13 protein-coding genes are annotated in these 12,394 nt (G+C 58.6%); 4 read left to right on the forward strand and 9 right to left on the reverse strand.

The window, feature by feature from the left end:
- Position 1: 1 nt before the first annotated feature.
- Both WG939_RS03945 and WG939_RS03950 read left to right on the forward strand, forming a co-directional pair.
- Positions 2 to 931 (forward strand): carbohydrate ABC transporter permease, encoded by a 930-nt coding sequence (locus WG939_RS03945; RefSeq protein WP_339982840.1) that lies wholly within the window; start codon positions 2 to 4, stop codon positions 929 to 931.
- A 2-nt stretch (positions 932 to 933) separates the two neighbouring features.
- A complete protein-coding gene (locus tag WG939_RS03950) occupies positions 934 to 1,755 on the forward strand; it encodes a carbohydrate ABC transporter permease (protein ID WP_339982843.1) in 822 nt (273 codons plus the stop codon).
- Between the two features lie 192 nt (positions 1,756 to 1,947).
- Here WG939_RS03950 and WG939_RS03955 read toward each other — a convergent pair whose 3' ends face one another.
- Positions 1,948 to 2,220, reverse strand: coding sequence for a HypC/HybG/HupF family hydrogenase formation chaperone (locus tag WG939_RS03955; protein WP_339982845.1), 273 nt, complete (start codon positions 2,218 to 2,220; stop codon positions 1,948 to 1,950).
- A 5-nt stretch (positions 2,221 to 2,225) separates the two neighbouring features.
- Positions 2,226 to 3,347: a nickel-dependent hydrogenase large subunit gene (locus tag WG939_RS03960; RefSeq protein WP_339982847.1), complete on the reverse strand. Its 1,122-nt coding sequence runs from the start codon at positions 3,345 to 3,347 to the stop codon at positions 2,226 to 2,228.
- Positions 3,348 to 3,373: 26 nt separating this feature from the next.
- On the opposite strand from WG939_RS03960, the gene WG939_RS03965 reads away from it, so the two are divergent.
- Positions 3,374 to 3,718 (forward strand): hydrogenase maturation nickel metallochaperone HypA/HybF, encoded by a 345-nt coding sequence (locus tag WG939_RS03965; RefSeq protein WP_339982849.1) that lies wholly within the window; start codon positions 3,374 to 3,376, stop codon positions 3,716 to 3,718.
- On the opposite strand, the gene WG939_RS03970 is transcribed toward WG939_RS03965, so the two are convergent.
- The 6 genes from WG939_RS03970 to WG939_RS03995 all read right to left on the reverse strand — a co-directional run bounded on the left by WG939_RS03970 (position 3,691) and on the right by WG939_RS03995 (position 9,793).
- Positions 3,691 to 4,218, reverse strand: a complete 528-nt coding sequence (locus WG939_RS03970; protein ID WP_339982851.1) for a hydrogenase maturation protease — start codon at positions 4,216 to 4,218, stop codon at positions 3,691 to 3,693. The two genes, WG939_RS03965 and WG939_RS03970, sit on opposite strands and share 28 nt — an antisense overlap.
- A gap of 3 nt (positions 4,219 to 4,221) precedes the next feature.
- Positions 4,222 to 5,376 carry a Ni/Fe-hydrogenase, b-type cytochrome subunit gene (gene cybH / locus WG939_RS03975; protein ID WP_339982854.1) on the reverse strand — a complete coding sequence of 385 codons (1,155 nt, stop codon included), beginning with the start codon at positions 5,374 to 5,376 and terminating at the stop codon, positions 4,222 to 4,224.
- Entirely contained in the window at positions 5,373 to 7,124 is a 1,752-nt protein-coding gene (locus WG939_RS03980; protein ID WP_339982857.1) for a nickel-dependent hydrogenase large subunit, read from the reverse strand. Before WG939_RS03980 ends, cybH begins: the two co-directional genes overlap by 4 nt.
- Positions 7,124 to 8,302, reverse strand: coding sequence for a hydrogenase small subunit (locus tag WG939_RS03985; protein ID WP_339982860.1), 1,179 nt, complete (start codon positions 8,300 to 8,302; stop codon positions 7,124 to 7,126). The genes WG939_RS03980 and WG939_RS03985 overlap by 1 nt, the downstream gene beginning before the upstream one ends.
- Before the next feature lie 348 nt (positions 8,303 to 8,650).
- Complete coding sequence (gene hypB / locus WG939_RS03990) at positions 8,651 to 9,457, reverse strand: hydrogenase nickel incorporation protein HypB (protein ID WP_339982863.1); 807 nt, start codon at positions 9,455 to 9,457, stop codon at positions 8,651 to 8,653.
- Positions 9,458 to 9,460: 3 nt separating this feature from the next.
- On the reverse strand, positions 9,461 to 9,793 hold the full coding sequence (locus tag WG939_RS03995; protein ID WP_339982866.1) for a hydrogenase maturation nickel metallochaperone HypA: 333 nt from the start codon (positions 9,791 to 9,793) through the stop codon (positions 9,461 to 9,463).
- Positions 9,794 to 9,818: 25 nt separating this feature from the next.
- Between WG939_RS03995 and hypF the strand changes: the two genes are divergently transcribed.
- Positions 9,819 to 11,951, forward strand: coding sequence for a carbamoyltransferase HypF (gene hypF, locus WG939_RS04000; RefSeq protein WP_339982869.1), 2,133 nt, complete (start codon positions 9,819 to 9,821; stop codon positions 11,949 to 11,951).
- 75 nt (positions 11,952 to 12,026) lie between these two features.
- On the opposite strand, the gene WG939_RS04005 is transcribed toward hypF, so the two are convergent.
- Entirely contained in the window at positions 12,027 to 12,329 is a 303-nt protein-coding gene (locus WG939_RS04005) for a hypothetical protein (protein WP_339982872.1), read from the reverse strand.
- Positions 12,330 to 12,394 lie beyond the last annotated feature (65 nt).

Below are 12,394 nucleotides of genomic sequence, written 5' to 3' on the forward strand. Positions count from 1 at the left end.
AGTGCTGAAGAATAAGTCAGCCTACGCCCTCATCGCCCCAGCTCTCGCTGTGTTGGCCGTGGTGATTGGCTACCCCATCATCCGCGCGATTTGGCTGTCCTTCCAGGCAGATAAGCACCTTGATCCGGACACTGGCATGTTCGTTGAGGGTGGCTTCGCGGGGATGCAGCATTACCTGTATTGGCTCACGCAGCGTTGCATGTCGCCGTCAGGTGAGATTGCTACCTGCCCTCCCGGAGTTATCTCTACGGACTTTTGGCCGGCGGTCCGGATTACCTTGTTCTTTGCCGTGGTCACCGTGTTGTTCGAGACGATACTCGGCATGTGGATGGCCATGGTGATGAACCGCGATTTTAAGGGCCGTGGCCTGCTTCGCGCCGCCGTCCTGATTCCGTGGGCCATCCCAACAGCAGTGACCGCAAAGCTGTGGCAGTTCATTTTTGCCGACCACGGCATTGCGAACTCTCTGCTTGGCACTTCCGTCGGTTGGACGACTGATCCCTGGGCGGCGCGTTTCGCAGTGATCATCGCTGATGTCTGGAAGACCACCCCGTTCATGGCGCTGCTCATTTTGGCGGGCCTGCAGATGATCCCGAAGGATGTTTACGAAGCCGCCCGCGTGGATGGTGCTTCCTCCTGGCAGATCTTCACCCGAATCACGCTTCCGCTGGTCAAACCGGCGCTCATGGTAGCGGTTCTCTTCCGTACCTTGGATGCACTGCGCATGTACGACCTGCCGGTGATCTTGATCTCCGCTTCCTCCAACTCCCCTACCGCCACGATTTCGCAGTTGGTGGTCGAGGACATGCGTCAGGGCCACTTCAACTCGGCCTCTGCGCTCTCTACCCTGATCTTCTTGCTGATCTTCTTCGTCGCCTTCGTGATGATCAAGTTCCTCGGCGCCGATGTCTCTTCTAAGGACGGTCGTTAACCATGAAGACTCTCCGCAACTACCTCGGCGTCATTTTGATTCTGGTGTGGGGCCTGGCCCCGTTCTACTGGATGGTCGTCACAGCCTTCCGCCACAAGAGCCACACCTTCGATACCACCCCGTGGCCAACCCACGTCACGCTGGATAACTTCAAAGAAGCCCTGGCCACCGATAAGGGCAACGACTTCCTCGGCGCCATCGGAAACTCCCTCATCGTCGGCCTCATCACGACGGTGCTGGCCGTCCTCGTCGGCGTGTTCACCGCATATGCACTGGCCCGCCTGGAATTCCGCGGCAAGGGCTTCGTCACCGGCATCGTGCTCGCAGCATCGATGTTCCCCGGCATCGCCTTGGTCACCCCACTGTTCCAAATGTTTGGCGACATGGAATGGATCGGCACCTACCGCGCCCTCATCATCCCGAACATTTCCTTCGCACTGCCACTGACCATTTACACCCTGGTCAGTTTCTTCCGCCAGCTGCCGTGGGAATTGGAAGAGGCAGCGCGTGTCGACGGCGCCTCCCGCGGCCAAGCATTCCGCCTCGTGTTGCTGCCTCTCGCGGCTCCAGCGCTCTTTACGACGGCCATCCTCGCCTTCATCGCGACATGGAATGAATTCATGATCGCCCAGCAGCTCTCCACCAATGCCACGGAGCCTGTCACCGTTGCGATCGCTCGCTTCGCGGGTCCGAACTCCTTCGAGTACCCGTACGCCTCCATCATGGCGGCCGGCGCGCTCGTGACGATCCCACTGGTCATCATGGTGCTAGTATTCCAGCGTCGAATCGTCGCTGGCCTTACCGCGGGTGGCGTGAAGTCCTAGGGCAGCTTTCGCACACCCCAAACACTCGGGGGAAGAACGCGCAATCGTAGTAGACTTCCCTTTATGTCAGACGAAAGAAAACGGCTGCAGAACCAAACGCTCCTAGGTTTCCTGACATTCTTATCCGTGATGTCGGTAATCCAGGCAGCGATTAATGTGGTGCAGCCGGAGCCTAAGATGTGGCCAGCGGTCCTAGCCTTGGTTTTGGTCACCTCGACGGTCGTCATCTGGCGCCGCAGCCGGTAGTAGGTTGTTTTCCTGGATTGCTTCCAGGGACAGCAGCGCATCTTCCTCGGACAAGACGCTCATGGCAAAGCCGTTTTGAATGAGCACATATTCACCGACCTGGACTTCAGGTACGTAGGCGGTGCAGCATTGCCTGATTTGCCCAGCAACATCGATGGTTGCGGTGGGCATGAGCCCTTCGTCAATCGAAACGATTCGGGCGGGAATTCCAAGGCACATGGTTCTTAGTCTACTTCCGCAACGTCAATGCTCATAGCGCCTGCTGGCGCAGAGGTGATGGGCAGGCAGGGGTCGGCGGTACGGATGGAGTTTTCCAACGTTGCCCCTGCGTTGAGGGATTCGGCCAGCATTTGGGCTAGCCACGGCTCGTTTTGCGCCGTCGGGGTGAGAATCTGGCAGTGGGTCAACGTTCCTTCGCTATCTGCAACGTAGCGGTGCATGAGCAGTCCGCGTGGCCCCTCAGCAAGGCCGATCCCCTCCCCTGCCGTCAGGGTTCCCTCACCAACTAATGTGCCCTCGACTAGTGCTGGATCGGCCAAAACCTCCGTAATTCGCGTGGTCACCGCGAGCAACATCTCTTTGAGAGCCCCCTGTGGCCCCGCAGCCCGACCGGCAACCACCGACTGAGCCATCGGCCCAACGCGGTACAACTGGCCGTCCACGGTGGGCTGTGGTGCCGGCTCACCCGGCTTCGTTTCCATCACGGCGCTCGCAAACTCTGCAGGCGAAAGCACCCGGCCATCGCTAAGAGCTACGGAGTCACCCAGGCTGTGCAGCGCACCATTGTTGACGAGGGCAACGCTCAAGCCAGTGAACGTGTCGGTCCAATCTTCGTCCAAGGGGAGGCTGGCTAGGGCGTCGATAAGCGCGGGCAGGTCGGTGACCAGGCTCGGGTTGCCGGGGGCGCGCACACCGCCGGGGATGGCGACATCCGGAAAATGGCCGGGGCAGCCAGCGGCGGCCATGACCTGCTTGCCCACTTTTTTCAGCAGCGTGGCGAGCTCGCGATGGCTGGCGAAAAGTTTCGGCGCGGTGGCGTCGAGAATGGCGCCGTCGGCGAGGAGCGTGCGCACGAGGCGGGCGGTTTCCGGCACGGTGGCGCCATACAGCATGTCGAGGGCACGGACTCCGGCGAGGTGGTGCGTGACGGGGCAAATGCCGCACAGTCGCTTCACGACGTCCGGAACGGTGACTACCTCTTTGCCAATAAGGAGCGGGTCGAGGCGAGGCAAACCGGAAAGGTCGAACCGGGCATCGATGATGGTGCCGGAGGCATCACGCTGGTACACGACGCGTGCTTCGAATGGGTCGACGAAGTGGTCCAGCTGCAGCGTTGTTGTGCTCATGTGGTGCTCCTGAAGATAATGGTTGTATGCACGAATTGGGTATTCTCACCGGTGTTGTCTCCACCGTAACCGAGGCAGCAAAGGGACGACCGATTTCGGCCGTGGGGCTTCGCGTTGGCACTCGTAGTGGCGTGGTGGAAGAGGCATTGCACGCCGCGTGGCCGATTGCTATCGACGGTACGGCCTGCCAGGACGTTCCGCTGTCCATCGAGATGATCCCGGCGACGGTGTATTGCCCGCAATGTGAAACAGAGCAGCCCATTGACGAATTTTTCGCCCTGGCCTGCCCTGTGTGTGACTTCCCTACCGCGGATTTGCGCCACGGCAGGGAATTCGAAATTGCTTATGTTGATGTGGAATCTGACCACTGATCGATCAGCTGCTGCGCCTTAGCTGCCGCTTCCGGAATGGCAGCCAGCACCTCGGGAGACATTCCCACGTGCAGGTCGGTTCCTCCGGCGACAACGCCGACGACGCCGACTTGATTAGGCTCCCGTCCCAGCAACCGGGCTGCTGACAGCAAATCGAGCAGACCGACCTGGTGCGGGGACAGCTTCGAGTTCAGCAAGCGTGGGATTTGGTCCCCCACCAGCTGGACCACCGTTCCTTGTTCTCCTGGACCGGCAAGGGCATCCAAAATGATGAGCTTGTCGGCGTCCTGGATGATGGGGAGCAGCTCCATTCCAGAAGTGCCGCCATCGATGAAGATGGTGTCGCTTGCTTCCTCGGAAGGAAGCACTGGTTGCTGGCGTCGCTCCGGCACCCAGGCCAGTTCGTCAGATCCCTTGCCTTGCAGGCGACGCAGAATGGCGAGACCAACTGCGTCGTCCTGCATGATCGGGTTTCCGATACCGATGACAGTAACCGGCACGGGCTACACCTGTCCGATGCGGTGAGCGTCGCGTGGAACAGTGCCCTTGCGGACCCACACGCCACCGTTGATCATCGAGGAAATACCACCCAGCGTTTCCTGGTTGTCCGCGCGTACCGCGAGGTAAACGTGGATGACAACGAAGGTCCACATGATGAACATCAGTGCTGCGTGAACGATGCGGACGAAGGCGATGCCAGTCCAGTGGATTGGGTAGCTCAGGATGATCCAGAACCAGCTGCTCTGGTCGTACATGCCGAACAGCGCCAGGCCAGTCAGCAGCTGGATGAAGCACAGGAAGTAAATCGCCGTGTAGGCCAGTTGCTGCAGTGGGTTGTGTGCCAGGTAGGTTGGGTGTTCCTTCTTGACGAAGCAGTAGTACAGGATGGTGTCGATGAGGCCGTCGAAGTCGCGCATCGAGTCGAATGGCCACAGCGAACGCCACCTGAGCTGCCGGTACTTGGAGAACAGCCACAGGCTCAGACGCCACACACCCATCGCGATCCACGCAAAACCACAGAGGAAGTGCGCAAACCGGACGTAGCCCATCAGGTAGCCGACTTCGCCAGGGTTGGTTGGCTGGCCACCGAAGAACGGATCCATGATGTAGTAGCCGGTGAGCGACATCATGATGATCAGGAAAACGTTGAACCAGTGTTGGAAGCGCAGCGACTTGCTCCACAGCTGTACTCGTACCCACTGGTTGTTGCCCTCGTGGCCGTGCTCATGTGGCTTGTCGACGCCCATAGCCACGAAGCCCTCAACGTAGTACTGGGACTTCTGGCCAATTGGATCGACATCCGCGACGGCCACAGTCATGATGCGGTGACCGAGAATACGTGCGGCTTCAAAGTTGTCTTCGAAGTCACGCTTTCGGGTGCGCTCCATCGATGCTCGATCGAGAATCGTCCGGGTATCGCCACGCATGACCAGCTGCTTCTTGGAGCCCTGGCCGATGCTTGCGAGCGAGTAGCGACCATTCTCGGTCACTGGGACGTAGTCGTCAGCGACGACCACGCCTACCTCTTGCTGCAGAGCCTTTTCCACAGGATCGCTTGTTCCTGCTCGAGAGGCCGCAGCAAAGCGCAGGATTTCCTCGGGGGTGTACTTGCCAGCCGAGTACACCTGCGCAATGCGGATCTCTTTCAGTGCGGTCATGAGGTCATCACCTGGAACAATGGCTTGCCATCCGGATCGAGGATATGGACGGCGCAAGCCATACATGGGTCGAAGGAGTGAATGGTGCGCATTGGCTCCAGAGGCTGCTGCGGATCGACGAGTGGGTGCTTGCCGTCACCTGCAAGTGCCTCTTCGTATGGGCCAAGCTGGTCCTTTGGATCACGACCGGAAGCAAGCCAGGTGGTAGGGACAACTGCCTGGTAGTTGGCAACCTTTTCGTTCTTGATGGTGACCCAGTGGGAAAGGCAGCCACGAGCAACCTCGACGAAGGCGTAGCCGGAGCATTCCTTTGGCCAGGAGCTTGGCTCCCACTTGGTGGAGTCGAAGACGTCGATGTCGCCGTCGCGGATGCCCTTGATGAACTCAGGCAGCAGATTGTTGATCATCTGGTCAGCGTTCGTTGCTGCCTCGATGGCGCGGGCCAGGGTGCGGCCTGCGGTGGAGTTCATCTGCTCGAGGGTGATTCCGAGCTTGAGCATTGCGCTGTCCAGCAGCTGCTTGGTCTTTGGCTCGTCCTGAGCGTATGCCAGGAGGACACGGGCGACAGGACCCATCTGCATTGGACGGCCGTCGTAACGCGGTGCCTTGGACCAGGTGTACTTGGTGTCGTCGGCAAGCCACTCGTATGGAGGCTTCGGGCCGGTGTAGTTGACCTCGGTGGTGCCCACCGATGGGTGCTTACCAGCGTCGTCGCCCTCTTCGTAGGCGTACCAAGCGGAGGAGACAAACTCTTCGATCTTGGACTCGTCGAATGGGTGGATCGTGCGGAAGTCGCCATCCAGGAAGATACCCGGCTTAACGTTCTTGTTAGGCGTGGTGACTGGAATGCCGTTCTTGACTTCACCGGCGTACACAGTGCCCTGCATGCCCACTGCCATCATGTTTGGCGAGGACTTTCCGATGTCGAAGTAGTCCTTGTACACGCCCATGATTGCCAGCGCGTCTGGGACGTAGCACTCGTTGACGAACTCGTCGATCTCCTTGACCCACTCACGAATGTTGTTGAGCGAGACTTCGTTGACCGTTTCAGACTTGTCTGGATCGATGGAGCAAGCCATGCCACCGACAAGGAAGTTCGGGTGCGGGTTCTTGCCACCGAAGACGGTGGAGATACGGATCATGGAGCGCTGGAACTCAAGTGCGTCCAGGTAGTGGGACACTGCCATGAGGTTGGCCTCTGGTGGCAGGCGGTAGTCCTGGTGCTCCCAGTAACCATTAGTGAAGATGGACAGCTGGCCCGAGGCGAGCACGTCTTCCAGGGTCTTCTTGACCTTGGCGAACTTATCTACCGAGTTGAGCTTCCAGGTGGAACCGATGGAGCGAGCGAACTCGACGGTCTTCTGTGGATCTGCCTTGGAAGCAGACACCACGTTGACCCAGTCAAGCGCGTGCAGGTGGTAGAAGTGCACGACGTGGTCGTGGATACCGTGAGAACCGAGCACCAGCTGGCGAATCAGCTGAGCCTGCTTTGGTGGGTGGGAACCGATTGCGTCTTCCACTGCGGCAACAGAAGCCACAGAGTGAACGCCGGTGCACACGCCACAAATGCGGCCGACGAAGGCCCAGACGTCGCGAGGGTCGCGATCCTTCACGATCGTTTCAATTCCGCGGTACTGGGTGGTCTCCGCCCAGGCCTTGGAGATCTTGTCGCCTTCGCGCTCAAGTTCGAGTCGCAGGTGACCTTCGATACGGGTCAATGGGTCAATGACAACGCGTTCTGTAGCCATTAGTTATCCTTCTTTTCTGCGACAGGGCCGTCGCCAAATGCAGCGAGCATCTCTGCTTCTTCGGCCGAGGCTTCCGCCGAAGACCTTACTGGGATGGACTTGAACAGGGTGAGTCCGCCGTGGATGGCGGTACCGACGGCAGCGGCGCCGATCAGGCCGAGGCCGATCTTCTCCACTGGCTCCTCGATGCCGAAGCCTCGAACGTTTGGCAGTTCCTTGTAGAACGGCGTGAACTGGTCGAAGAAGTCCTTCTCGGTACAACCGATGCATGGGTGACCAGCACCGATCGGCCAGCCAGCCTTCATGTTCCACTGGACGATTGGGCAAGGGCTGAAGGTGGATGGGCCCTTACAACCGACTTCGTAGAGGCACCAACCGTTGCGGGCACCTTCATCGTCGAAGGAGCGAACGAACTGGCCGGCGTCGAAGTGAGCACGACGAGGGCAGGAATCGTGGATTCGCTGATCGTAGGCAAACAGTGGGCGGCCTTCTGCGTCGACCTCTGGTGCCTTGCCATCGTGGGTCAGGATGTAGGTCAGGGACGCAGTGATAACTTCGCCGATTGGTGGGCAACCTGCCACATTGATGACCGGCTTGTCCTTGATGATCTCATCGACACCAACAGCTCCCGTTGGGTTAGGGCGAGCTGCCTGGACAGAACCGTAGACTGCGCAAGCGCCGACTGCGAGAATAACGGTTGCGTTCTCGGCAGCTTCCTTGAGCACCTGCTCCACGGACTTGCCACCGATGGTGCAGTAAATTCCGTCGTCCTTCAATGGGACGGAGCCATTGACGACGAGGATGTGAGGTTCCTTGTTGACGTCGTGAAGCGCCTTTTCAGCGGCGGTACCGGAGGCGGCCATCACGAGGTCGTTGTAGTTAACCGAAAGCAGCTCGAGGACGACTTCCTCCACCGTGGTTCCGCCAGAGCGGATGGTGGATTCCATGCAACCCGTGCATTCCTGCAGCTGCAGCCATGCAACGTTTGGCTTCTTTACAGAACCCAGCTTGTTAGCAATTTCTTCTGCGGCAGCTTCCGGCATGTTGGCCAATGGAGATCCAACGGCAAACACGCCGGCCAATGCGCCGCACATTTTGAGGAAGTCTCGACGCGGAACACCGCGGAGTTCCAGATTCTCAGCGAGGGTCTCCCCTTGCCAGTTAGCACCAAAATTCATTGGTGAGCCCCATTTCTTTGGTTAGTGACTCAAGGCACAGTTATTACTAGTGTCAATGCGACATCTCAAGTAGAACCGTATCAAGTAACACCGGCATTGGGGAGTGGATATGACCAGCTAATTAATCCAACATTGTTCAACAATAATCAAAAATGTGAAAAGGGCCACTCACCTGGGATTTCGCTACATTTTTGTGTCTTAATTCGGCGCCAATTTGGGGGCGTGAATATTAGTCATCTAGCTGGGTAGTTAAGACCACCTAAGCAACGCGAAGGGCCCCCACACCAACCGGTGTAGGGACCCTGCAAAACAAACGCAATCTTCGTCACATTTGCTGCAACTAATGAATCAAATAGACCCATTCGGGGCCAATACCCAATCGACCCAAGCATCCAAACCTTCGCCAGTTTTAGCCGAAACTTCAAAAACCTTCACTCCCGGGTTGACCTGCTCAAGATTCTTCTTAAATAGATCCATATCAAAGTCCAGGTATGGCATCAGGTCGATCTTATTGACCACCACTGCCCCAACAGAGCGGAACATCACTGGGTACTTCAGTGGCTTGTCCTCGCCTTCAGTCACCGAGTACACCATCGCCTTACGATGCTCGCCTACCTCAAATTCAGCTGGGCACACCAGGTTACCCACGTTCTCGATCAGCACAAGGTCAAGCTGAGACAGATCCAGGCCCTTCAGCGCACGCGACACCATCGGCGCATCCAGGTGGCACTCGCCACCAAAACCATTACCGGTGTTGAGCAGGGAAATCTGCGCGCCGAAACCTTCAAGACGATCGGAGTCGATAGACGTCTCAATGTCGCCTTCAATGATGCCCACGCGCTTCTTGCCTTGCAGCGCAGCCAAGGTCTTCTGAAGCACAGACGTTTTGCCGGAACCCGGTGCGCTCATCAGGTTGATGCAATGCACGCCGTGCTGGTCAAACAGTTCCCGGTTGTGTGCCGCACGATGGTCATTTTCGGCAAAAATGTCCTCGAGCACCTGGATGCGCTCACGGCCAGTCTCATATCCGGAATGGTCGCCGTGGTCATGATCATGCGTATGGTCATGATCATGCACGTGAGCGTGCTCATGGCCGTCGTGATCGTGGTCGTGGCTGTGAACAGTGCCGTCGTCGTGGCGGTGGAAACGTCCCATGTTTTAGCTCCTAGCTACTTCAATGTCGAGAATCGTGAATTCATTTCCCCCTGTTATCTCGGCCATTTCGCCGCATTTGGGGCACATGAAATCCACTTCTTCCGGTTCGCTGACGTGCCCCATGGGACACGTAATCTGCAATGGCACCCAGTGTATGTCCAATTGGGCGTCGGCAAGCTCCGTGTCCTTGACCACGAACCCCCACGCATAATCGAGCGTCTCGGGGACCACCTGCCGCAGCGCGCCAATCTTGAGGCGGACGCCGTAAACCTTGGCACCATCGGCGGCGCGGGTAACAGCGCGCGCGAGTTGGGTGCTGAGTGCAACTTCATGCATACGAATCAGTCTAGGCTTAAGCGTTATGAAGGTTCGTCGACTGATCCGCCTGCGTGGCGTGGTGCAAGGCGTGGGTTTTCGCCCGCATGTTGCGCAAACGGCGGCGCGTTTCCCCATCACCGGCTTTTGCGGTAACGACGACCGTGAGGTGTTCATCGAGGCGCAGGGCTCTGCAAGCGACGTCGATGCCTTCCTTGCCTCGTTGTTGGAGTCGTTGCCGCCGCTCGCCAGCGTGCTTTCGGTCTCAACGAGCGAGCTGGAGCTTGTCGACGAGCAGAGCTTTTCAATCGTGTCGTCTAGGCATGTCCCTGGAGTCCGTACCCTCATCCCGCCTGATGTGGCGACCTGCCCGGATTGTTTGGCGGACATGGCCTCGCCTGACAACCGGAGGTATCGCTACCCGTTTACCACCTGCACCAATTGCGGGCCGCGGCTGACAATCATCGAGGATCTGCCCTATGACCGGCCACTGACCACGATGAAGAAATTTCCGATGTGTCCTTCGTGCGAGGCCGAATACTCGGATGTCAACGATCGCAGGTATCACGCACAGCCGATCTCCTGCCCGAACTGCGGGCCAACACTCTGGATTGAGGGGGTGGACTGCGAGGATCCGATCGCAGAGGCGCAGTCAATGCTGGACGCGGGTCATATTCTGGCAGTAAAAGGGCTCGGCGGTTTCCACCTCTTGTGCGATGCTCGGAATGAATCAGCAGTAGCTGAGCTGCGCAGACGAAAGCAGCGCCCCGGAAAGCCGTTCGCGGTGATGACGCCAGACTTGTCCTTGGCTTCGCTCACTCCCGAGCAGGTTGAGTTGTTGGAATCGCCGGCGCACCCCATCGTGATCGCTCCAATGTCTTCATCCTACGACCTGGCGCCTTCAGTGGCACCAGGGCTATCCGACGTCGGCATCATGCTGCCCTATACCCCGCTCCACACACTGTTGGTGGACCGGCCATTGGTTGCAACGTCCGGAAACCTATCGGGCGAACCGCTGTGTTACACAAACGAGGATGCCCTCTCCCGCTTGAGCGCCTTTGCTGACTACTTCCTGCTGCACGACCGCGATATTCACGTGCCAGTGGAGGACTCCGTGTTCCTGGAGTCTATGCCGGTCCGAAGGTCCCGTGGCTACGCCCCTCTCCCCTTCCCCATGCCGGGTTGCAAGACAGTGCTTGCCGTGGGAGGAGAGCTGAAAAATACTTTCTGTTTAGCGCACGATGATGTCGCCCACGTATCGGCCCACATCGGCGACATGGGATCACTCGCGAGCCAGCAGGCCTTCGACCGCTCCGTGGATCAGATGCTGACCATGCAGCGCTGCACCCCTGACCTCGTGGTGTGCGACTTGCACCCGAACTACGCCACCACAGCATGGGCGGAACGCTCGGGATACGCAGTTCTTCCTGTTCAGCACCACTACGCACATGCGTTGTCTTTGCTGGCGTCCCATGGCCGCTTCGAGGGACCGTTCGCCTGCCTCACCATCGACGGCACCGGCTACGGCACCGACGGAACCGTCTGGGGCGGCGAGGTGCTGGTACTTTCCGACGATCTACGCACCTTTGAACGTGCGTGGCACCTACCCGTATTTCCGATCGTGGGAGGCGACCGCGCCGTGCGTCAGCCTTGGCGACTCGCTCTTGGGCTGGCTCACGCCTGGGATCTGCCGTTCGACTACGACCACGCTGAATCGGCCCAGGTCAAGCTGCAGCTCTCGCGCGAAATTGGCCTAGTACAGACATCCTCATTGGGACGCTTGTTTGATGCCGTTTCCGCAATGCTTGGCGTCTGTGTCCAGCAAACCTACGAGGCCCAAGCGGCCATGGAATTGGAGCGAGTGGCAACGGGCAGCCTGCGGTCTACTGCCACCACATGGCGTGCATTGCTTTTGGAAGTCCTGGACTCTTCGGTTTCCGTGGCTGATCGGGCCATGCGCTTCCACCACGGCTGCGCGGTACTCCTAGCGCAGGAACTTCACTCTGCCGAAATTCCGCTAGTGGGCGTTACCGGAGGCTGCGCGTTGAACCGCCTGCTCATGGAGTTCCTGCGAACTGAGCTGGCTGGACTAGAGGTCTTAAAGCATGAAACAGCGCCTGCCAATGACGGTGGATTGTCATTGGGGCAGGCGCTGGCGGGAAGGCTCTTCGAGGCATAAGAAAAATTCGACATTGTGGCCTTTCAAACCGGGGTCCTCCAGGCCAGAATGTCGAATTTTATTTACGGTTACCGCTTAAGCAGGGATGCAATCGTCCCAGTGGTCTTCGTGCTTGTGGTGCAGGTGACCATCGTGGATGTAATCGACGTGGTCGCCGTGCTCAACAGCCTCGTGGCCGCAATCTGGACCGTGCTCGTGGTCGTGTCCCTCGTGAGCGTGGCAGCCATCAGCCGGAACGCACTCGTCCCAGTGCCCTTCGTGCTCGTGGTGGAGGTGACCGTCATGAGCGTAGTCAGTGTGGTCGCCGTGCTTGATGGCGGTGTGACCGCAATCTGGGCCGTGCTTGTGATCGTGTGCTGCGTGAGTTGCGCAAGACATGGTGTTTTCCTCTCCTCGACGTTTTCAATTAACAGCCTATATTGAAAACGCCCTTAATGGAAGGC

It is taken from the genome of Corynebacterium sp. H130, assembly GCF_037572395.1.
GTDB lineage: Bacteria > Actinomycetota > Actinomycetes > Mycobacteriales > Mycobacteriaceae > Corynebacterium.

Bases quoted from the DNA above. Each gene is read 5' to 3' on its own strand.
- WG939_RS03995 (WP_339982866.1), bottom strand. From the start codon at position 9,793: ATGCATGAAGTTGCACTCAGCACCCAACTCGCGCGCGCTGTTACCCGC.
- WG939_RS03985 (WP_339982860.1), bottom strand. From the start codon at position 8,302: ATGAATTTTGGTGCTAACTGGCAAGGGGAGACCCTCGCTGAGAATCTG.
- WG939_RS03950 (WP_339982843.1), top strand. From the start codon at position 934: ATGAAGACTCTCCGCAACTACCTCGGCGTCATTTTGATTCTGGTGTGG.
- hypF (WP_339982869.1), top strand. From the start codon at position 9,819: ATGAAGGTTCGTCGACTGATCCGCCTGCGTGGCGTGGTGCAAGGCGTG.
- WG939_RS03960 (WP_339982847.1), bottom strand. From the start codon at position 3,347: ATGAGCACAACAACGCTGCAGCTGGACCACTTCGTCGACCCATTCGAA.
- WG939_RS03965 (WP_339982849.1), top strand. From the start codon at position 3,374: ATGCACGAATTGGGTATTCTCACCGGTGTTGTCTCCACCGTAACCGAG.
- hypB (WP_339982863.1), bottom strand. From the start codon at position 9,457: ATGGGACGTTTCCACCGCCACGACGACGGCACTGTTCACAGCCACGAC.
- WG939_RS03980 (WP_339982857.1), bottom strand. From the start codon at position 7,124: ATGGCTACAGAACGCGTTGTCATTGACCCATTGACCCGTATCGAAGGT.
- cybH (WP_339982854.1), bottom strand. From the start codon at position 5,376: ATGACCGCACTGAAAGAGATCCGCATTGCGCAGGTGTACTCGGCTGGC.
- WG939_RS03955 (WP_339982845.1), bottom strand. From the start codon at position 2,220: ATGTGCCTTGGAATTCCCGCCCGAATCGTTTCGATTGACGAAGGGCTC.
- WG939_RS04005 (WP_339982872.1), bottom strand. From the start codon at position 12,329: ATGTCTTGCGCAACTCACGCAGCACACGATCACAAGCACGGCCCAGAT.